At 68.4% G+C, this 20,917-nt stretch carries 16 protein-coding genes and 1 pseudogene; 14 read left to right on the top strand and 3 right to left on the bottom strand.

Annotated elements, in window-relative coordinates; genetic code table 11:
* Positions 1 to 6: 6 nt before the first annotated feature.
* The 5 genes from KT882_RS21975 to KT882_RS21955 all read left to right on the top strand — a co-directional run bounded on the left by KT882_RS21975 (position 7) and on the right by KT882_RS21955 (position 6,456).
* Positions 7 to 2,502: a TonB-dependent receptor gene (locus KT882_RS21975; protein ID WP_228893325.1), complete on the top strand. Its 2,496-nt coding sequence runs from the start codon at positions 7 to 9 to the stop codon at positions 2,500 to 2,502.
* A gap of 10 nt (positions 2,503 to 2,512) precedes the next feature.
* Entirely contained in the window at positions 2,513 to 3,841 is a 1,329-nt protein-coding gene (locus tag KT882_RS21970; RefSeq protein WP_228893324.1) for a serine hydrolase domain-containing protein, read from the top strand.
* 28 nt (positions 3,842 to 3,869) lie between these two features.
* Positions 3,870 to 5,726 carry a C39 family peptidase gene (locus KT882_RS21965; RefSeq protein WP_228893323.1) on the top strand — a complete coding sequence of 619 codons (1,857 nt, stop codon included), beginning with the start codon at positions 3,870 to 3,872 and terminating at the stop codon, positions 5,724 to 5,726.
* A 119-nt stretch (positions 5,727 to 5,845) separates the two neighbouring features.
* Entirely contained in the window at positions 5,846 to 6,007 is a 162-nt protein-coding gene (locus tag KT882_RS21960) for a hypothetical protein (protein ID WP_228893322.1), read from the top strand.
* 83 nt (positions 6,008 to 6,090) lie between these two features.
* On the top strand, positions 6,091 to 6,456 hold the full coding sequence (locus tag KT882_RS21955) for a cupin domain-containing protein (RefSeq protein ID WP_228893321.1): 366 nt from the start codon (positions 6,091 to 6,093) through the stop codon (positions 6,454 to 6,456).
* Positions 6,457 to 6,498: 42 nt separating this feature from the next.
* Here the strand turns inward: KT882_RS21955 and KT882_RS21950 are convergent, their stop codons facing one another.
* Both KT882_RS21950 and KT882_RS21945 read right to left on the bottom strand, forming a co-directional pair.
* On the bottom strand, positions 6,499 to 7,026 hold the full coding sequence (locus KT882_RS21950; RefSeq protein WP_228893320.1) for a carbonic anhydrase: 528 nt from the start codon (positions 7,024 to 7,026) through the stop codon (positions 6,499 to 6,501).
* A 106-nt stretch (positions 7,027 to 7,132) separates the two neighbouring features.
* Positions 7,133 to 8,032, bottom strand: coding sequence for a LysR family transcriptional regulator (locus KT882_RS21945; RefSeq protein WP_161075457.1), 900 nt, complete (start codon positions 8,030 to 8,032; stop codon positions 7,133 to 7,135).
* A 90-nt stretch (positions 8,033 to 8,122) separates the two neighbouring features.
* On the opposite strand from KT882_RS21945, the pseudogene KT882_RS21940 reads away from it, so the two are divergent.
* Positions 8,123 to 9,259, top strand: a pseudogene (locus tag KT882_RS21940) (methyl-accepting chemotaxis protein); the annotation flags it as partial.
* 22 nt (positions 9,260 to 9,281) lie between these two features.
* Here KT882_RS21940 and KT882_RS21935 read toward each other — a convergent pair.
* A complete protein-coding gene (locus KT882_RS21935) occupies positions 9,282 to 10,061 on the bottom strand; it encodes a type 2 periplasmic-binding domain-containing protein (protein WP_161075458.1) in 780 nt (259 codons plus the stop codon).
* A gap of 287 nt (positions 10,062 to 10,348) precedes the next feature.
* On the opposite strand from KT882_RS21935, the gene bktB reads away from it, so the two are divergent.
* The 8 genes from bktB to KT882_RS21895 all read left to right on the top strand — a co-directional run bounded on the left by bktB (position 10,349) and on the right by KT882_RS21895 (position 20,819).
* Positions 10,349 to 11,530, top strand: a complete 1,182-nt coding sequence (gene bktB / locus KT882_RS21930; protein ID WP_161075459.1) for a beta-ketothiolase BktB — start codon at positions 10,349 to 10,351, stop codon at positions 11,528 to 11,530.
* A 163-nt stretch (positions 11,531 to 11,693) separates the two neighbouring features.
* Positions 11,694 to 13,529, top strand: a complete 1,836-nt coding sequence (locus KT882_RS21925) for a DUF1302 domain-containing protein (RefSeq protein ID WP_187358879.1) — start codon at positions 11,694 to 11,696, stop codon at positions 13,527 to 13,529.
* 13 nt (positions 13,530 to 13,542) lie between these two features.
* Entirely contained in the window at positions 13,543 to 14,913 is a 1,371-nt protein-coding gene (locus KT882_RS21920) for a DUF1329 domain-containing protein (protein ID WP_228893319.1), read from the top strand.
* Between the two features lie 65 nt (positions 14,914 to 14,978).
* The gene (locus KT882_RS21915) at positions 14,979 to 15,950 is read left to right on the top strand and encodes a WD40/YVTN/BNR-like repeat-containing protein (RefSeq protein WP_228893318.1); all 972 of its coding nucleotides are present in this window, start codon (positions 14,979 to 14,981) and stop codon (positions 15,948 to 15,950) included.
* Between the two features lie 9 nt (positions 15,951 to 15,959).
* Positions 15,960 to 18,356, top strand: a complete 2,397-nt coding sequence (locus tag KT882_RS21910; RefSeq protein ID WP_407682020.1) for an efflux RND transporter permease subunit — start codon at positions 15,960 to 15,962, stop codon at positions 18,354 to 18,356.
* The gene (locus tag KT882_RS21905) at positions 18,356 to 18,586 is read left to right on the top strand and encodes a recombinase family protein (protein WP_161075706.1); all 231 of its coding nucleotides are present in this window, start codon (positions 18,356 to 18,358) and stop codon (positions 18,584 to 18,586) included. The genes KT882_RS21910 and KT882_RS21905 overlap by 1 nt, the downstream gene beginning before the upstream one ends.
* A complete protein-coding gene (locus KT882_RS21900) occupies positions 18,580 to 20,217 on the top strand; it encodes a 3-(methylthio)propionyl-CoA ligase (RefSeq protein WP_161075707.1) in 1,638 nt (545 codons plus the stop codon). The genes KT882_RS21905 and KT882_RS21900 overlap by 7 nt, the downstream gene beginning before the upstream one ends.
* An 11-nt stretch (positions 20,218 to 20,228) precedes the next feature.
* Complete coding sequence (locus tag KT882_RS21895) at positions 20,229 to 20,819, top strand: RBBP9/YdeN family alpha/beta hydrolase (RefSeq protein ID WP_228893317.1); 591 nt, start codon at positions 20,229 to 20,231, stop codon at positions 20,817 to 20,819.
* The last annotated feature ends 98 nt before the right edge of the window (positions 20,820 to 20,917 follow it).

Here is a 20,917-nt window from a genome sequence, read left to right as displayed (position 1 = left end):
CCCACCATGAATCAACGCACCATAGCCGCAGCCGTGTCGGCCGCACTGATGTCCACTTATGCGCCGGCCGCGCTTGCGCAGCAGGCGGCAGTGTCGGAGCAAGCCAGCAAAGAGGCGCGGCTTGAAAAAAAGGACGAGGAAATCACGCAGGTGATCGTGACCGCCTCCAAACGTTCCGAGCTGGCCTCGAAAGTGCCGTACAACGTGACGGCCATCTCCGAGGACACCTTGCGCGCCGAAAATATCACCGACGCCAAGCGGCTGATCTCGGAAAATGTCAGCATCAGCGCACCGGGCAACGGCGCCCGCTTCACCGACTCGGTGACCGTGCGCGGACTCAATGTGTCGCCGGTCAACGCCAACAACATCGAGCAGTTCGTCCGCTCCACGCTGGCCTACTACCTGGACGACACAGCGCTGCCTTTCATGGGCTACCGCATCAAGGACATCGCCCGCGTCGAGACCTTGCTGGGGCCGCAGGGCACCCTGTACGGCAGCGGCAGCCTGGGCGGCACGGTGCGCTACATCACCAACCAGCCCAGGCTGGACAAGACCGAACTGAAGCTCAACACCAGTTTCTATCAGACCCGGAATGGCGGCGTGAGCAATGACAGCGACATCGTTTTCAACCTGCCGATGGGGGAGCGGTTCGCGCTGCGCGGATCGCTGGCGCGCCTCGATGAAAAAGGCTACACCGACCGGATTTCGAATCCGCCGTGGAACGTCAACAACGGCGCCGGCACCTGGACGAGCAAGCCCGACCCCAAGCGCAACGTCTACGAGGACGACGACTGGCAAAAGGTCACGGGCGGCAGGTTCGCCTTGCTGTGGAAGCTGCACCGCGACGCGTCGCTGACGTTTGCGCATACGCAGCAGCATCAGTTTGCCCATGGCACCAGCGGCGTCAGCCTGCTGCCGCTGGGCATCGCCAACGCCGCCACCGCTGCGGAGAAGCTCGCCATCTGGAATGACGACCGCTACGGCGAACGCTGCGGCCCGAAGGGCGCCGACGCCTGCCCGCTGTACAGCGATCCCTTCAAGACGCCCTATGCCGTCAACGACCACTCCATCCTGTCGCGCTACGAAGAATTCTCGGACCGCCATTTCAAACTCGATTCGGCCGACCTGGACCTGGAGCTGGGCTTTGCGAGAGTCCATTCGTCGACCTCCTATTTCAGCGACAGCCGCAATGGCCAGGCGGACTACACGGACAAGGGCCATGTCTTCTACTATCTGCTGGGCGATTCCGGCGCCAAGATCAGCAGCGGGCGCTCGGCCTATATGACGTTCGACAACCACTACACCGGCTTGAGCCATGAGACGCGGCTGGCGTCGACCGGTGACAGTCCGCTCAGCTGGATTGCCGGCCTGTTCTACACGCGCACCAGCCGCAGCCTGAAGTTCTCGGAAATGATGGAAGGGCTGGACGCCTACAACGGCATCGACCGCGCGCGCAAAGGCGGGCGCGTGGACGAGGGCTACGGCGAAAACCTGGCCAGCAAATACTCGGAATCGGCCCTGTTCGGCGAGCTGGGCTACAAGCCGGCGCCGCAATGGCTGCTGACTGCGGGCGGGCGCCTGTTCAAGTACGACGACACCGCGCGCTCCTTCATCAAGGACTACACCTACGACCTGGTCGACAGCGACAAAACCAACACCACCAGCGCGAGCGGCAAGTCCTACTTCAAGTTCAACGCGTCCTACCAGTTCTCGGACAATCTGCTGGCGTACGGCACGGCGTCGCAAGGCTACCGGCGCGGCGGCGTCAACGGCTTCCGCGACTTCGGCGCCAGCAAGATCACCAAGGCGGGCAACGAATACGCGCCCGATTCCACGCTGAACAAGGAGATCGGCCTGAAAGGCTATCTGTTCGGACGACGGCTCTACATCGAGACCGATCTCTACCGCATCGACTGGCACAACACCCAGACCTACCGCAGCCAGGACGTGGAAAACGGCTTCCCCATCAATGGCACGGCGAACGGTCCGGACGCGCACACGCAGGGCTTTGAATTCAGCAGCCGCCTGAAGCTGAACGCCAGCTGGAGCCTCAGCTACGCGGCGGCGACCAACCGGGGCCAGTTCGACGAGACCAAGACCCATTGCCTGTATCAAAACACCAGCGGCGCCGGCTGCACCACCTGGTTTGCCGGCGACAAGCTCGGCGGCGGCGCAAAGTGGAAGCACAATGCCGGGGTGCGCTATAGCACGTACTTTGACAACGGCGCCTTTTTCAGCACCTCCCTCAGCGGCCGCTACGTGGGCAGCGTGCTGACCAACCGGGATACCAATGGCGTGCCCGCCGCCGTGTTCCCCTCGTATTCGCTGTTCAACGCCAGCGCTGCGCTCAGCAAAGACAACTGGGACCTTAGCTTGTGGGTGCGCAATCTAGCCAATAGCGACGCCCAGGTGTCCTCGCAGCCTATCGGAATCACCGGCGCGCGGCCCATCAATGCCCAGCCGCGCACCATAGGGCTGAATCTGTCCTGGCAGCTCAACTAAGCGCCCGGCCATGCCACACCTGACCTCTGTCTTTACGGTGCGCCTGCTGCTGGCGGCGGCGCTGGCCGGCTGTGCGGCCTCGCCGCCGCCGGCGCTGCCCGCCGCCGCCCATGCCGCGCTGGACCGGGAGCTGGCAGCCCTCGCCGCCGATCCGCAGCTCGGCATGGCCAGCTTGTCCGTGCTGGCCGTGCGCGACGGCCGGGTGGCCTACCGGGGCGGTTTCGGCAGCCGCCATCTGCCTCCGGAGGACGCGGCGCAGAACCGGCCTGTCACGTCCGCAACGCTATACCGCATTGCCTCGGTATCGAAATTCGTCACCACGCTGGGTGTGATGCGGCTGGTGGACGAGGGACGGCTCGCGCTGGACCGCGATGCCAGCGACTATCTGGGTTTCCCCTTGCGCAATCCGGCCTACCCGGATCGCCCCATCACGCTGCGCATGCTGCTCACGCATACATCCTCGCTGCGCGACGAAGGCGGCTACAGCTGGCCTGCGGACGTCGCCTTGCAAGGCGCCCTGGCTGGCAACGCCGCCGCCTGGGATGCGCGGCATGCGCCGGGACGCTATTTCAGTTATAGCAATCTGAATTGGGGCGTCGTCGGCACGGTCATGGAGGCAGCGACCGGCGAACGTTTCGACCTGCTGATGCAGCGCCTGGTGATGGCGCCGCTCGGATTGCGCGGCGGCTTCAACGTGGCCGCGCTGCCGCAGGCGGACCTGGACAATCTGGCCGCGCTGTACCGCAAGCGCGGGGCTGAAGGCGCGCCATGGCAAGCCGGCGGCCCCTGGCACGCGCAGGCGGACGACTACCGCCGCGCCAAGCCGCAGGCCCCGGCCGGCTTGGCCCACTACCTTCCCGGCCGCAATGGCACGCTGTTCAGTCCCACTGGCGGCCTGCGTATTTCGGCCGACGGCCTGGGCGCCATCTTGCTGATGCTGCTGGACGGCGGCCGCCACAAAGGCACGCCCTTCCTGTCGCCCGCGAGCATGGCGGCCATGTTCGCGTCGGAGTGGCGCTACGAGCCCGCTGGCGCAAACGGCGATACCCACCACGGCCTGTTCACCCATTGGGGCTTGGGCACGCAGCATTTCGACGGCGCGGCAGGCGCGGGCAGCAGCCTGCGGCGTGGCGGCGGCTACCCGGCCTCCGGTCATCTGGGGGAAGCATGGGGCTTGCTGTCCGTGTTCGCCGTCGACTTCCAACGGCGCAGCGGCATGGTGGTGCTGATAGGCGGCACCGCAAGCGACCCCTTCAGCACGCAGGGCGCGTATTCCGCGCTGTCGCGCCAGGAGGAGGCTGTTCTGTCGGCTTTGCACAAACACGTCCTGCCGCCATAAGCCAGCGGCCTACCAACCGAGAGGAAATATGTTCAATTTTCGATCCCTGTTTGCCGGCGCGGTCCTGATGCTGGGACTGTCCAGCGCCCACGCGCTCTGTCCCGACGGCGCCGTTTTTGACGCGGCGGCGACGGCATGCGTCACATCGACCAACAGCTTCGGCCCTTATACCGCCAAGATGGTGGAGGGCTGCGTCAACGCCGGCGCCGGCGCGTCCTGCTCGGCGACCTATCCCTACCTGGTCAACGGCAGGACCGTGAATATACCGCGCTGGTCGGCGCCGTTCGCGCTGGCCATCCGGGGCTCGGGCAGCTGTCCGGTGGGCGCGGTGCGCTCGCCTACTTATGGCGGCCATTGCTATGAGCAGGGAAGCGGCGTGCCGAATAATGTGCACGGCAACTTTACTGCGGAGGAAGTGGCGGTGTGCGAATCGCTGGGCGGCGGGGCGGCCTGTTATCTGAACCGCTGGGAAGCGGAATTTTATCTGCGCGTGAAAGCCGCGCCGCAACCGCAGCCCGCAGCGGGCAACAAGTACGGCGCCTGGCTATTCTATGCCGACGGCCTGGGCAAGACGCATACGCAAATTGCCGACCAGCTGAAGGCGCAGGGCGTCAAGCGCGTCTACATCAAGATAGCCGACGGCAGTTCGGCCTGCTCCCTGTTCCCGGACGCGTGCATGAAGGCGACCACGGACATCTACCGGGCCCGGGGCATCGAACCATGGGCCTGGGCCTACAACCGGCCCGGCAGCGCCGCAGCGCAGGCCGACGCGCTGTACCAGGCCGCCAAGTACGGCTACGTGGGTTTTCTCAGCGACGTGGAAGTGGAGTTCGACGGCCAAACCAGCATGCTCGAGACGCTGTTCCAGGCCTTCCAGACCGCGCGCGACCAAGCCCGCGCGGCAGGCCATATCGCGGGCGCCGCCAGCAGCTTCCCGATAGGGGCGACCAGCTGGGGCAATCCGCAGTACCACGGCATGCGTGTGGACCTGATCGACAAATACGTCGACTTCCACATGCCGCAAACCTACCTGGAAGTGTGGGGAAGCAGCTATATGGCCGATCCGAAGAAATGGATCGAAGCCACCAACTGCGAATACCGGGCGCTGGGCGCAGCCAAGCCGCTGTGGAATATCGTGTCCACTGAAACGGACACCATCACCGGCGCGCAGCTGGAAGCGTTCATGCAGGTGTCGGGGCCGAACGCGTCGATCTGGCGCATTCCGGGCGGCGGCACGCCGACCGCCATCTGGAGCGACTGGGCGCAGATCGACTGGAACCGCAATGCGTTCACCGAGGCCAAATGCGGAGCGGGCAACAACAAGATCACGGACTATCTGGGCACGCCGGGGACGCCGGTGCCGGCGCCCGTGGTTCCTTACTGGTCGCAGCTGGCCAACGCCAGCAATCCCGGCGGCACCTGCAGCGTGACGTCGATGGCCATGATCACCGACTTCTTCGGCATCACCAGTGCCGCCAGCCTGGGGCAGCGCACGCCCGATTATCTGAACAGCCGCTTCGGTGCGCGGCAAACGGTGCCCACGCTGGCGGAGGTGTTCAATGTGCTGGCGGCCGAAAAGGGCAGCGCGCTGCGCGACTACGGCACCGTGGCCGGCACGTTCGACCAGCTGCGCCAGCGCGCCAGCCAGGGCAAGCCCACCATCGTGCATGGCTGGTTTACCAATTCGGGCCACATCATGGTCGTGACCGGCTACGATGGGGTCAACTACACCGTGCATGATCCGTATGGCAAATGGCTGCTGGTGCGGGGGCAGTACGATACCTCGGTCTCCGGGAAAAATCAGAAATACCCCAAAGCCGCTTTCGAACAGGCGATTAACGACAACGGACAGGGCAACGATCTGTGGCTGCATATTTTCGAATGACGCGGCGGCGCCGCGCTTTGCTGCTCGGCCTGGGCATGACGGGGGCGGCGCTGCTGGGGGGAGGGCTTGCCGTTGCCTGGCAGCGGCAGCCGTCCGTCCCGGACACAACGGCGCCCGCCGTGGCAGCACCATCCGTGGCGGCCGTGCCGCGCAGCGTTATCGCTGCAGAACCGCACCAGGCGCCGCCACCGGCCAAGCCTTCCGCGCCTGACCGCGCGCCTGAGCCCGCCCGGCCGCCGCAGCAGGCCTATCCGGATTATCCCCGCCACGCTGGCCGCTAGCGGCAAGTAGCCATCACAAGGTGATCCGTTCCAGTATGATGAAGGGCAGCCGATGTGGCTGTCCTTTTGCATATGTGCCGCCGATGACACCAACCATTACCGAATTCCGCCTCCAATCGCCCGCACCGGAGTACGACCACCCGCGCGAAGAGCGCCGGCTCGAAGGCAATCCCCAGCGCACCACCTGGAACCACTACAGCAATGCCAGCGGCGAAGTCAGCGCCGGTATATGGGCGTGCGAGCGCGGCAGCTGGCGCATCGCTTTCGGGCCGAATAAGGACGAATATTTTTACGTGCTCGAAGGCCGCTGCCGCGTCATCGATGAGCAAGGGAAGGCCGCCGAGGCTGGACCAGGCGACGCGCTGGTCATCCCCGCCGGCTTCAGGGGCGTGTTCGAAGTGGTCGAGCCGGTCAGAAAGCATTACGTCATTGTCGACCGCAAGGCCTGAGTACTGCCCAGGGGGCAGGCAGCGCAGCCCCGGCGCGGACGATCACGCGGCGGGCACCACGGTTTCCACCAAGCCGGTGTCCACGTCGTAGACCATGCCGGTGATGCTGATGCCATCCGCAAAGCCGGGATTGGTCCTCAGCGCAGCGACGTCGATGGCGACGGAGGCGTAGGGATCGGTGACCGCCAGCGCATCCAGGGCTTCCCCTTCGGCCACGCCCATGTGCTGCGCCAGCAAGGCGGGCGCGTGGTGGTAGCAGCCCGCGATGCCGCATTTCGTGTGGTGCAGCACGATGAAATTCCAGCCTTCGCCTATCGCTGCGCCGCCCGCCCTGGACACCGTGCGCAGGATGTCCATGGTTTCCAGCAGCGCCGGATTGACGCGTCCGCCGACGTTGCGGATGATGGCCGCTTCGCCCGGCGCCAGTTTCAGCACTTCCATCGGATCGACGCGCGGATCGACGCAGCCCAGTATCAGCGTGCGTTGCGACGGCAGGATTTTCAGGCCGGCCGAGAAGGCGGTGGCGGCGAATTCGGCGTTGCGCCGGGTCAGGGTGGTAATGAAGTCCATGGTGTTTTCCTTGGCGTGGGATGAGCAGGAAGTATTGCCCACCCCGGCCAGGCGCGGTAGCCGCTGTTTTAGGCTAACACTTATGCTGGAACAGCATCAGTGGGACCTATAAGGGTGCCATCCCGTCGCGGACGAATGCCGCCTCGATGAACTCGACGAAGGCGCGCGCGGCCATGCGCGTGGCCCGGCCCATGGGGAAGTAGGCATGCACCGGCAGGTCCGCCATCTTCCAGTCCGGCAGCAGGCGCACCAGCGCGCCGCTGCCCACGTCCATGCGGCAGGCCCAGGACGTGGTGGAGATGATGCCCAGGCCCGCCGTTGCTGTGGCCAGGGCGCCGGCCGTGTCGTTGACCGAGATCTGCGGCAGCAGGTCGACCGATTCCTGTTTGCCATCGCGCTCGAACTGCCAGGAGGTGGCGTGCGAACCCGCCGGGCCGCCCACGATGCGGTGGCGGAGGATGTCCTGCGGCACGAGCGGCGTGCCGTAGCGTTCCAGATAGGCCGGCGCGGCGGCCACCACGCGCTGCATGGTGCCGATCAGGCGGGCGGTGCCCGACATGTCGGGCAGGATGCCGACGCGGATGCCGACGTCCACCGCCTCCCGCACCATGTCCTGGCGCTTATCATCCAGCATCACTTCAATCTGCAGTTTGGGATGGCGCTCCGTGAACGCCGCCATGCGCGGCAGCACCACGCGTATCGCCAGCGTGGAGGGCATGGCGATGCGGAGCGTGCCGCGCAGCTCGCCGGTTTCGCGGATGCTGTTTTCTGCGTCCTCGATGGAGGCCAGGATGGTTTCTATGCGGGAGAGGAATTCCATGCCGGCCTCGGTGGGCACGACGGCGCGCGTTGTGCGTGCCAGCAGGCGGGCGCCCAGGCCCGCTTCCAGCTCGGCGATCATGCGCGAGACCTGGGATTGCGCCAGCCCGCATTCGCGGGCGGCGGCGGAAAAACTGCCCAGCCGCGCGACGCGGGAGTACAGCTTGTAGGTCTGGACGTCCGTCACTCCCCCCCCCCGTGGCGCCGATTAATGCTGCAAGGTCATCAATCCTAGCGCACCAAGGCCGATATCGACCGCGCCGAGGCCGTCAAGCAAAAGTGGTTCTACGTGCTGGTGTCGCTGGCCGTGCTGCTGCTGGTCAGCATGACTGGCGTGCTGTGGTACGTCTACAGTGTGATCTCCGCCTCGCTGAGCCAGGCCGTGAGCCTGTCCGACGCGATGGCCGGCGGCGACCTGTCGTCCGCCGTGCAGGTGCATGGTCCGGCTGAAGTGGCCAGCCTGCTGGGCGCGCTGAGCGCCATGCAGGCCGGGTTGGTGAAGGTGGTGGCGCAGGTGCGCAAGGGCTCGGACGGCGTGTCGGCGGCGTCGGCCGAGATTGCGCAGGGCAATCTGGACCTGAGCGGCCGCACCGAGGCCCAGGCCAGCGCGCTGGAGGAAACCGCGGCCTCGATGGAGGAACTCAGTTCGACCGTCAAGCAGAATGCGGACAATGCCCGCCAGGCCAACCAGCTGGCGCAGAGCGCCTCGGCGGTGGCGGCCACCGGCGGCGAGGTGGTGGGCCAGGTGGTCGACACCATGAAGCAGATCAGCGCGGCCAGCACCCAGATCGCCGACATCATCAGCGTCATCGACGGCATCGCCTTCCAGACCAATATCCTGGCGCTCAACGCGGCGGTCGAGGCGGCCCGCGCCGGCGAGCAGGGGCGCGGCTTTGCCGTCGTGGCCAGCGAGGTGCGCAGCCTGGCCGGCCGCAGCGCCGAGGCGGCCAAGGAGATCAAGCGCCTGATCACCGCCAGTGTCGAGCGCGTGGGGCAGGGCAGTGCGCTGGCCGACAGCGCCGGCAGCACGATGCAGCAGATCGTGCTGCAGATCAAGCGGGTGGCCGACATCATGGCCGAGATCAGCTCGGCCAGCGTGGAGCAGAGCCAGGGCGTCAGCCAGGTCGGCGAAGCGGTCACGCAAATGGACGAAAACACGCAGCAAAACGCCGCCCTGGTCGAGCAAATGGCGGCGGCGGCCGCCAGCCTGAAAAACCAGGCGCAGGACCTGGTGCAGACGGTGGCCGTGTTCACGCTGGCGCCCGGCGCCGCGCCTGCGCCGCTGCGGTCCGCGCCGGCGCCTGCAACGGCGGCGGTGCGGCTCGCGCCGGCGCGCCGGCCTGCCGCAACGCAACGGGCATCGGCGCCGGCGCTTGCCGCGAAGGCGGCTGCGAACGACTGGGAAGAATTCTGACGAGTTGGCCGGGCGGGCGGCGTCAGCCGCGTGTTTCGTCGCTGTCCGGCGGCTCCGCCCTGGACTGCGGCGGCACCCAGTTCAGGCGCGCCTGCTTTTCCAGCTGCGCGATGCGGCCGGTGCGCTTCATCCGCGCCAGCACCTGCGCCAGCCTGGGCGCAAGCGCCGCATGCTGTTTGTGCAAATACAGATAGCCGTCCGCCTGGCCCAGCACGGCAACCTTGCGGATGCCGCCGCGCCGATAGTCTTCCAGCCCCAGCAGGGGATCGACAATCTGGTCCAGCGCCACCAGCAGGTCGGCGCGGTCCAGCACCAGCTTGCGCAGGCCCAGTTGCGCATCGGTCACGGTGGACAGCAGGGTGACCGGAACGCGCTGCGTCAACTCCCTGGTCGACGTGACGCTGCCCAGCACATGCTCCACGCGCAGCCGGGTATGGGACAAGCCGTCCCAGCCAGGGGCCAGCCTTAGCCCGGGCAGCCTTGAGTACACGGCGAACGCGGCGGCGAAGTGCGCCTGCTCCACACGCACCAGCTCGGGGTGCAGCGCGCCGTAGGAGTGGCCGCGGTGCAGGTCGCCGTCGACCAGCCCGGCACTGGCCATGACGCTGGCGCGATTGGCCGGCAGGGGCCGCACTTCCATCCGCAGGCCAAGCTGGGCAAAAGCCTCCCGGTAGATGGATACCAGCCACGGACCCTGGATGGAGCGGTAGGTGGTGACCGGCATGGCCAGCACCAATGTGGCCGGCGGCGTTTGCGCTACGGCCGGGAACGCGTTCCCGGCGGCCCACAGCAGCGGGCACATCAACAGGCGCCTGCGCTGCCGACTGCAGCTGCTTGCGTCGGGACCTTTGCTCCGTAGAAGGGAAACTGTCATCGCGCGGTCTTTGCCATTCCCTCGGGAAAATAATTGGGTAGTTTGAAACGGTCCGCGCGACGCCGCTGCGCATTGGATGACAGTGCCTATCCAATGCATGACAAGAACCCGCCCGGCCGCGCCGCGCGGTTGACAAGGCGGGCGCGGCGGCCGAAGACTGCCGGCTTGGGCCTGGCGCCGCATCCTGCGGGCGGGCCGTCATCCCGGGAGAAAATATGAACAAGGAAGTCTACGTACTTAGCGCCGCGCGCTCGGCCATCGGCGCCTTCGGCGGCGCGCTGTCCGGCATGGAGCCGGCCGACCTGGCCGCCATCGTGATGCGCGAGGCCATCGCGCGCGCCGGCGTCGAGCCGGCGGCGGTCGGCAACGCCGTGGTCGGCACCTGCATTCCCACCAATGCCCAGTACGCCTATGTGTCGCGGCTGGCCTCGGTCAACGCCGGCATGCCGATGAGTTCGGTGGCCATGCAGCTGAACCGCCTGTGCGCGTCCGGCCTGCAGGCGGTGCTGACGGCGGCCCAGGGCATCGCGCTGGGCGATTTCGAGTATGGCATCGGCGGCGGCGTGGAGGTGATGTCGCGCGGCGGCTATATGCTGCCGGCGCTGCGCAGCGGCGCGCGCATGGGCGACAGCGCGGCGGTGGACATGATGGTGGCGGTGCTGACCGACCCCTTCGGCGTCGGCCATATGGGTGTCACGGCCGAGAACCTGGCCGAAAAATGGGGCATCACGCGCGCGCAGCAGGACGCCTTTGCGCTCGAGTCGCAGCGCCGCGCCGCGCTGGCCCAGGCCGAAGGGCGCTTCGCTACGCAGATCGTGCCTGTCACGCGCGTGACGCGCCAGGGCACGGTCAGTTTCGACACCGACGAGCACCCCAAGCCGGGCGCCACGCTGGAGAGCCTGGCGCGCATGCAGCCGGCCTTCCTGCCGGGCGGCACGGTCACCGCCGGCAACGCCTCCGGTATCAACGACGGCGCGGCCTTCCTGGTGCTGGCCGGGGACGGGGCGGCCGCGCGCCACGCGCAGGCGCCGCTGGCGCGCCTGGCGGGCTACGCGCTGGCCGGGGTGCCGAACATGGTCATGGGCGAAGGGCCGATACCGGCGGTGCGCCAGGCGCTGGCCAAGGCCGGGCTGACGCTGCGGCAGATGGACGTGATCGAATCGAACGAGGCCTTCGCCGCGCAGGCGCTGGCGGTGCAGCGCGGCCTGGAGCTGGACCCGGCCAAAACCAATCCGAACGGCGGCGCCATCGCGCTCGGCCACCCGGTGGGCTGCTCGGGCGCCTTCATCGCCACCAAGGCCATCCACGAACTGCAGCGCATCGGCGGGCGCTACGCGCTGGTGACCATGTGCGTGGGAGGCGGGCAGGGCATCGCCGCCATCTTCGAGCGCTGCTGAGCGCGTGGCGCGGATGATGCATTGTCGTGAAATGCGTAGTGGCCGTCACGAATTGGCTACGGCGGCGCGGCGCTAAAAATCTATGATTCCTCATCGCTGGCCCGGACCGGGCGACACAAGCCCGGCCGGTACCGCCAGCGTAAAAATAATGAGGAGACGCTTCATGCACACCCCAGTACCCGCCCGGCCCCGCGCCGCCGGCGCCCGTCCCGTCCTGCGCGCCATGGCCGCAGCCCTGTGTGCGGTCGGCGTGGCCCACGCCGCCGAGATCGAGACCGGCAACCCCGACCTGGCGGTCCGCTTCGACAACACCATCAAGTTCAACTACGGCCAGCGCCTCAAGCATCAGAACGCCGCGCTGCTGAAGTCGGTCAACTTCGACGACGGCGACCGCAACTTCAACCGCGGCCCGGTCTCCGAGCGCGTGGACTGGCTCACCGAGCTGGACGTGGTGTTCCAGCAGAAGAGCGGTCTGCGCGTGACCGCCGCCGCGTGGTACGACCGCGCTTACAGCAAGCTGGACAACACCAACCCCGCCACCTCCAACCACCTGGAGGCAGGCAAGCCCGCCGTCGGCCTGTCCGAGCACACCAAGCGCTACCACAAGGGCTCGGGCGAGCTGCTGGACGCCTTCCTGTTCACCAGCTTCGACGTGGCCGACATGCCGGTCAACGTCAAGCTGGGCCGCCACACCCTGTACTGGGGCGAGAGCCTGTTCACGCCCATCCACGGCGCCAACTACGGCCAGTCGCCGGTCGACCTGCTGAAAGCCTATTCGGTGCCCGGCTCGGACGCCAAGGAACTGTTCATGCCGCGCTCGGCGCTGTCGGTGCAGATGTCGCCCACGCCGGCACTGGGCCTGACGGCGCAGTACTTCCTGGACACCAAGCCGGCCCGCCTGCCCGAGTCCGGCTCCTTCCTCGGTTTCTACGACTACGCCTTCCAGGGCGCGGAAACGTTCAACCTGTCGGCGCTGGGCCTGCCCGGCGCGCTCAAGGCCGCCGACAGCAAGGCGCCCAAGCGCGGCGACTTCGGCCTGGCCGCGCGCTGGAGCCCGGACTGGCTGGACGGCACCGCCGGCCTCTACCTGCGCCGCACCTCGGACCTGCTGCCGCAGGCCAATCTGCGCCTGGCCGGGCTGCCCACCGCGCTGTTCGGCCCCACCGGCGCCGGCCTGTGCAAGGCGGCCATCCCGGGCGCGGCCGTGGCGGGCAATCTGTGCCTGTTCTATCCCGCCACGCTGGGCACGAACAGCTCCTACCAGCTGGAATACGCCGACCATATCGACCTGCTGGGCCTGTCGCTCGCCAAGAGCGTGGCCGGCGTGTCGGTGGGCGCCGACCTGTCCTACCGCCGCAACATGCCGCTGAACGGCACCCCGGCGCTGCTGATGCCGGCCGGCACCAACGCCGCCATCCTGGCCGCGCTGAACGGCAAGCTCAATCCCGTGCTGGTGGTGACGGCTGCCGACCTGCCGCAAGCCGGCCAGGTCAGCGGCGCGCGCGGCAACACCTACCACGGCGTGGTCAACCTGCTGGGCGCGGTGGCGCGCACGCCGCTGTCGGACGCGGCCGCCTGGGCCGTGGAAATGACCTGGAACCGCCTCGACAAGGTGACCCAGGGCGCGGCTTTCTTCAAGGGCCGCGACAACTACACCGGCGTCGACAAGGTGACCAAGGACTTCTTCGGCCTGCAGGCCACCTTCACCCCGACCTGGTTCCAGGCCTTGCCGGGCGTGGACGTGTCCGCGCCGCTGGCCTGGTCGCGCGGCATGTCGGGCAACTCGGCGGTGCAGGTGGGCGGCAACAAGGGCGCCGGCACCTACAGCGCCGGCGTGGCCTTCGACATCCGCCAGAAGTACCGCTTCGACGTGAAGTACGTCAGCTTCTTCGGCCCGCTGGCGCTGGACGCCAACGGCGCTGTTTCCTCCTTCGGCGGCGCCTCTGCGCTGCTCAAGGACCGTGGCTTCCTCGCCGCCACCTTCAAGACCACTTTCTGACAGGACGCACATCATGCTGAAGTTTAAATACACTATCCTGGCCGCCGCGCTGGCGGCAGGCCTGGGCGCCGGCGGCGCCGCGCGCGCCGCCGTCCCGGCCGACGAAGCCAAGCTGCTGGGCACCACGCTGACCGCCGTGGGCGCCGAGAAGGCCGGCAACAAGGAAGGCACCATCCCCGAATACACCGGCGGCCTGGGCGCGCCGCCGGCCGGCTACGTGAAGGGCAGCGGCGTCCGACCCGACCCCTACGCTGCCGACACGCCGCGCCTGGTCATCACCGGCAAGAACCTGGCCGGCATGGACGACAAGCTGACCGCCGGCACCAGGGAGCTGCTGAAGCGCTTCCCCACCTTCCGCGTCGACGTCTACCCCAGCCACCGCCCGGTGGCGCTGCCCAAGGCGGTGCTGGAGAACACGGCCAAAAACGCCCTTGGCGCCAAGGCGGCCGACGGCGGCGTGGGCGTGGAAAACGCGCTCAACGGCGTGCCTTTCCCGATCCCGAAGTCCGGCTACGAAGTCATGTGGAACCACCTGCTGCGCTACCAGGGCCAGGCCCTGACCACCAAGTATGAATCGTGGAACGTGGACGCCTCCGGTGTGCCCAGCCTGGCCACGGCGGGCGAGATCACCTCGGAGTTCCCGCTGGCCGACGCGAAAAACACGGAAGCGGCCAAGCAGGGCGACGTGTTCTTCCGCACCCGCGTGATCTACAACGCCCCGGCCCGCCGCGCCGGCGAAGGGCTGATGGCCTTCGACGCCGTCAATCCCGTGGTGCAGCCGCGCAAGGTGTGGCAATACCTGCCGGGCCAGCGCCGCGTCAAGCTGGCGCCGGACGTGGCCTACGACACGCCCAACCCGGGCACGGCCGGCATCGCCACCTACGACGACGCCTGGATCTTCAACGGCGCGCTGGACCGCTTCGACTTCAAGCTGATCGGCAAGAAGGAGATGCTGGTGCCGTACAACAACTACAAGCTGTTCGGCGCCAAGGTGGCGTCCGAGGTGGTCAAGGCCGGCCACATCAACCCGGACTTCCTGCGCTGGGAACTGCACCGCGTGTGGGTGGTGGAAGCGACGCTGAAGCCGGGCAAGCGCCACATCTACGGCAAGCGCGTGTTCTACGTGGACGAGGACAGCTGGGTGGCGCTGGCGGCCGACCAGTACGACGCGCGGGGCCAGCTGTACCGCTCGTCCTTCGACCACATGGTGTACGCCTACGACGCGCAGGCGACCTACAACGGCAATCACGTGATCTACGACTTCGTCAGCGGCGCCTACAACCTGTCGGGCATGTCCGGCGCCTACGGCGGCCTGAAGTACATCGACCCGCTGAAGCCGTCCCAGTGGTCGTCCGAAGCGCTGTCCGGCGCCGGCGTGCGCTAGGCAAGTTTGCCGTTCTCTCTTGACCGCCCGGCCTGCGCGCCGGCGGTCTTTTTTTGCGAGTTCCTATGACACATCTCTACCGCGCCGCCGCCCTGGCCTGCGCCGCCTGGCTGCTGGCGCCCCATGCGGCCCGGGCCGGCTTTGCCGATCCGCTCGACACTCCCGCGCTGGCCTCGCCGCTGGCCAGCCGCGCGCTGGTCAATGGCCTGGCCCTGGCGGGCACCCGCGTGGTGGCGGCCGGCCAGCGCGGCCACGTGCTGTATTCCGACGACCAGGGCGGCAGCTGGCGCCAGGCCGCCGTGCCGCTGTCGGTGGACCTGGCGGCGGTGCGCTTCAGCGGCCCGCGCGAAGGCTGGGCGGTGGGCCATGACGGCGCCATCCTGCACAGCGCCGACGGCGGCGCCACCTGGGAGCGCCAGTTCGACGGCCGGCGCGACCCGCAGGCGGGCGACAAGCCGCTGCTCGACGTCTGGTTCGACGCCGCCGGCCACGGCCTGGCGGTGGGCGCCTTCGGCCTGGCCCTGCGCAGCGAGGACGGCGGCCGCAGCTGGCGCCATGCCGAGGACCTGCTGGACAACCCGAACGGCCTGCACCTGAACGCCATCCGCGCGGTCGGACCGGACCTGTACATCGTCGGCGAGCAGGGCCTGGTGCTCAAGCGCGCCGCCGGCGCCGCGCGCTTCACCGCGCTGCCCACGCCCTACCAGGGCAGTTTCTTCGGCCTGGCCGGCGACGCCAGGCGCTTGCTGGTGTTCGGCCTGCGCGGCACCGCGCTGCTGAGCACGGACGGCGGCGCCAGCTGGACGCGCGCCGAGACCGGCACCCAGACCGCGCTGGCGGCCGGCGAGGTGCTGGACGACGGCAGCCTGCTGCTGGTGAGCCAGTCCGGCCAGCTGCTGCGCAGCGCGGACGGCGCGCGCTTCTCGCCCCAGCCCGGCGTGCAGCCCGGCCCGGCGGCGGCGGCGCTGCCGCTGGCCGGCCGCCTGCTGATCGGCGGCCCGCGCGGCCTGCGCGTGCAGCCCTTGACCAGGAAGTAAGGAAAAGACATGGATATGCATACCCCCAATCTCGACGCCATGCCCGTGGTGCGCTCGCTGGAGCAGTTCGACCAGCGTTCCGGCAGCCTGCTGGAGCGCCTGGTGTTCAACCATCGCCTGGCCATGGTGGCGCTGTGCCTGCTGGCCACGCTGGTGCTGGCCCACCTGGCCGCCACCCGGCTGACGCTCAACGCCAGCTTCGAGAAAATGCTGCCGCAGGGCCAGCCCTACATCCAGAACTACTTGCAGAACCAGGCCGCGCTGCGCGGCCTGGGCAACGCGCTGCGGGTGGTGGTGGAAAATCCGCAGGGCGACATCTTCGAGCCGCGCTACCTGGAGCAGCTCAAGCAGATCAACGACGAGCTCTTCCTCACCCCGGGCGTGGACCGCGCCTGGATGAAGTCCATGTGGACCCCCAGCGTGCGCTGGAACGAGGTGACGGAGGAGGGCTTCCGCGGCGGCCCCGTCATGCCGGACAACTACGACGGCTCGCCGGCCGGCGTCGAACAGCTCAAGATCAACCTGGCGCGCTCCGGCATCGTCGGCAGCCTGGTGGGCAAGGACTACAAGTCCGCCATGATCTTCGTGCCGCTGCTGGCCAGGGACCCGGCCACCGGCAAGGCCATCGACTACGCGCAGCTGGCCGGCGCCATCGAGCGCATCGTGCACGCGCGCCAGGGCGGCGCCTATCCGGTCTCCATGCACGTCACCGGCTTCGCCAAGCTGGTGGCCGAACTGCTGGCCGGCATGCTGCAGGTGCTGGCCTACTTTGCCGCCGCCGCGCTGGTGGCCACCGCCATCATCTATGCCTACACGCGCTGCGTGCGCTCCACCGCGCTGGTGGTGGCCTGCTCGCTGGTGGCGGTGGCCTGGCAGCTCGGCCTGGTGGCCGCGCTGGGCTACGCGCTCGACCCGTTCTCCATCCTGGTGCCTTTCCTGGTGTTCGCCATCGGTGTGTCGCACGGCGCGCAGAAGATGAACGGCATCATGCAGGACGTGGGGCGCGGCACCCATTTGCTGGTGGCGGCGCGCTACACCTTCCGCCGCCTGTTTCTCGCGGGCCTGACGGCCCTGCTGGCCGACGCCGTCGGCTTCGCGGTGCTGATGACCATCGATATCCCCGTGATCCGCGACCTGGCGCTGACCGCGTCCATCGGCGTGGCGGTGCTGATCTTCACCAATTTGCTGCTGCTGCCGGTGCTGCTGTCCTATGTCGGCGTGTCGCCGGCGGCGGCCAGGCGCTGCGTGGCGCACGAGGCCGAAGGCGCGGGCGAACCGTCGGGACTGTGGCGCGCGCTGGCGCGCTTCACCGAGCCGAGCCGCGCCGCCATCGCCGTGGGCGCGGCCCTGCTGCTGGCCGTTGCCGGTTTCGCCGTCAGCCTGCAGCTGAAGATAGGCGACCTCGATCCGGGCGCGCCTGAGCTGCGCGCGGACTCGCGCTACAACCGCGACAACGCCTACATCACCGGCCACTATTCGCTCTCGTCGGACCAGTTCGCGGTGATGGTGAAAACGCCCAAGGACGGCTGCCTGAAATACGAAACCCTGGTCGAAGCCGACCGCCTGGCCTGGCGGCTGCAGCAGGTGCCGGGCGTGCAGGCCACCGTGTCGCTGGCCGACGCGGTGCGCCAGGTGACGGCCGGCACTTCGGAAGGCAATCCGAAATGGCTGACCATCGCGCGCAACCAGGACATGCTCAACTACGGCGGCCAGCAGGCCTCGGTCAACAATCCCGAGCTGTTCGACCGCGACTGCACGCTGATGCCGGTGATCGCCTACCTGGCCGACCATAAGGCCGAAACGCTGGAGCGCGTGGTGCAGGCGGCGGACAGCTTCTCGAAGGAGCACAGCACGCCGGACCGCCAGTTCCTGCTGGCCGCCGGCAGCGCCGGCATCGAAGCGGCGACCAACATCGTGGTCAGGGAAGCCAACCACAAGATGCTGCTGTACGTGTACGCCGCCGTGATCGCGCTGTGCTTCATCACCTTCCGCAACTGGCGCGCCGTGCTGGTGGCCGTGCTGCCGCTGGTGCTCACCTCCATCCTGTGCGAAGCGCTGATGGTGGCGCTGGGCATGGGCGTGAAAGTGGCCACCTTGCCGGTGATCGCACTGGGCGTGGGCATAGGCGTGGACTACGCGCTCTACCTGGTGTCGGTCCAGCTGGGCCGCCAGCGCGCCGGCGAAAGCCTGGAGCAGGCCTACCGCCACGCGCTGCAGTTCACCGGCAAGGTGGTGGCCCTGGTGGGCGTCACGCTGGCCGCCGGCGTGGTGTGCTGGGCCTGGTCGCCGATCAAGTTCCAGGCCGACATGGGCATCCTGCTCACCTTCATGTTCGCGCTGAACATGGTTGGCGCGCTGGTGCTGGTGCCGGCCCTGTCGCACTTCCTGCTGCGCAAGGTGCGCTGATGGCGGCGCGCCTGACGCCGGCGCGCGCGCTGCCGGCCGCCGTGCGCGCCAGCATGCGCGAGCTGCGCGCGGCGGGCGCCTCCTTCAACGCCATCGCCGCCGCGCTGAACCGGCGCGGCGTACCGGGCAAGGGCGGCGGCCGCTGGTTCGCCGCCTCCGTGCGCCTGTGCCTTCTGCAGGAGGCGCACGGTTCCAAACAAGAACCACTTTTCAGGAGTACACAATGCTAGGCATGATGCAACACCAACCGCTGCTGGTCTCGTCGCTGATCGAGCACGCCTGCCACAGCCATCCGGAACAGGAAATCATCTCGCGCCAGCCGGACGGCAGCCTGCAGCGCAGCACCTACGCCAGCGTGGCGCAGCGCGCGCGCCGGCTGGCCAACGCGCTCGCGCGCCTGGGCGTGCGCCCCGGCATGCGCGTGGCCACGCTGGCCTGGAACGGCTACCGCCACATGGAGCTTTACTACGCCGTGTCCGGCATGGGGGCGGTGCTGCACACCATTAATCCGCGCCTGTTCGCCGAGCAGATCACCTATATCGCCAACCACGCCGAAGACCAGGTCCTGTTCTACGACACCAGCTTCGCGCCGCTGGTCGAGGCGCTCGCGCCATCCATGCCGGGCGTGAAGCACTTCGTGGCCATGGCCGCGCGCGCGGAGATACTGGAACGCGGCCCGGCCGGCGTGCTGTGCTACGAAGACCTGCTGGCCGCCGAGAGCGACGAATACGAATGGCCGGTGCTGGACGAGGCCAGCGCGGCCTCGCTGTGCTACACCTCCGGCACCACCGGCAATCCCAAGGGCGTGCTGTACTCGCACCGCTCCACCGTGCTGCACGCCATGGCGGTGTGCAGCGTGGACGGCCTGGGCCTGTCCGGCGCCGACACGGCGCTGGTGGTGGTGCCCATGTTCCACGTGAACGCGTGGGGCATGCCTTACGCGGGCGCCCTGTGCGGCGCGCGCCTGGTGCTGCCCGGCGCGGCGCTGGACGGCCACAGCGTGTACCAGATCATGCGCAGCGAGCGGGTTACGCTGGCGCTGGGCGTGCCTACCGTGTGGCAGATGCTGTTCGGCTATGTCGAGCAGCAAAAACTGCTACCTCGGCAGGACCTCTGCCTGCAGCGCTGTGTGATCGGCGGCGCGGCGGCGTCCCAGTCCATGATCGAGCGCTTCGAGCAGGACTTCGGTGCGCGGGTGATCCATGCCTGGGGCATGACCGAGTTGTCGCCGCTGGGCACCGTGTGCCACCTGCAGCCCAAGCACGCCGGCCTGGCGCCGCAGGAGCGCCTGCGCCTGCAGCAAAAGCAGGGCCGTGCCGTGTTCGGCGTGACGCTGAAAATCGTCGATGACGACGGCCTGCGCCTGCCGCACGATGGCAAGGCAGCCGGCCGCCTGAAGGTGCGCGGCCACTGGGTGGCGGCGGGCTATTACAACAACGCCGGGAAGGTGATCGACGAGGAAGGTTATTTCGACACCGGCGACGTCGCCACCATCGACGCCGACGGCTATATGCACGTTACCGACCGCGCCAAGGACGTGATCAAGTCCGGCGGCGAATGGATCTCGTCCATCGACCTGGAGAACGCGGCCATGGGCCACGCGGCCGTGGCCGAGGCGGCCGTGATCGGCGTGGCCCATCCCACCTGGCAGGAGCGCCCGCTGCTGGTGGTGGTGCGCAAGCCCGGCGCGGCCGTCACGCGCGAGGCGCTGCTGGCCCATCTGGCGGGGCAGGTGGCCAAGTGGTGGGTGCCGGACGACGTGGTCTTTGTAGACTCGCTGCCGCACACGGCCACCGGCAAGCTGCAGAAGGTGCGCTTGCGCGAGCTGCTGAAGGACTACCGCCTGCCCGTGCAGGCCTGAAGGGGAGCGCCATGCAATCGACAGGCAAAGCCACGCTGCTGATCGTCCCCGGCCTGCGCGGCGAGGCGCCGCAGCACTGGCAATCGCTGCTGGCGGCCGAAGTGCCGGGGGCGCGCACGATTCCGCCCATGAACGAGAACGGCTTGAGCTGCGCGGCCCGCGTGGCCGCCATCGAGGGCGCGATGGCGGCCATAGCCGGGCCGGTGATACTGGTCGCGCACAGCGCCGGCGTGCTGATGGTGGCGCACTGGGCCGCGCTGGGCACGCCCGCCAGCCGCCGCGTGGCCGGCGCGCTGCTGGCCGCGCCGCCGGACCTGCGCGCGGGCGAATGGCCCGCCAACTATCCCCAGCCGGAGCAGCTGCGCGCGCAGGGCTGGAGCCCGCTGCCGGAAGGGCCGTTGCCCTTTCCCAGCATACTCGCCGCCAGCAGCGACGACTACCTGTGCGGCATGGCGGCCAGCCGCCGCCTGGCCGCAGGCTGGGGCAGCGAGCTGGTGGAGCTGGGCGAGGTGGGGCACCTGAACCCGGCGGCGGGCTACGGTCCCTGGCCCAGCGCGCTGCCGCTGATCGAACGGCTGCGCTGCGGCCTTGTCGCGAAATGACAATGCGCTGTCGCTGCAGGGGAGGTGGGGCGCGCAAACGCGGCGCTATACTGATTTTCAAGCTGGGCGGAATGCAATACCCAATAGAACAAGGAGCG

The organism is Pseudoduganella aquatica (assembly GCF_020865585.1).
GTDB lineage: Bacteria > Pseudomonadota > Gammaproteobacteria > Burkholderiales > Burkholderiaceae_D > Rugamonas > Rugamonas aquatica_A.
The sequence above is the reverse complement of the archived record's forward strand: the minus strand, read 5'-3'. Positions and strand labels throughout refer to the sequence as shown.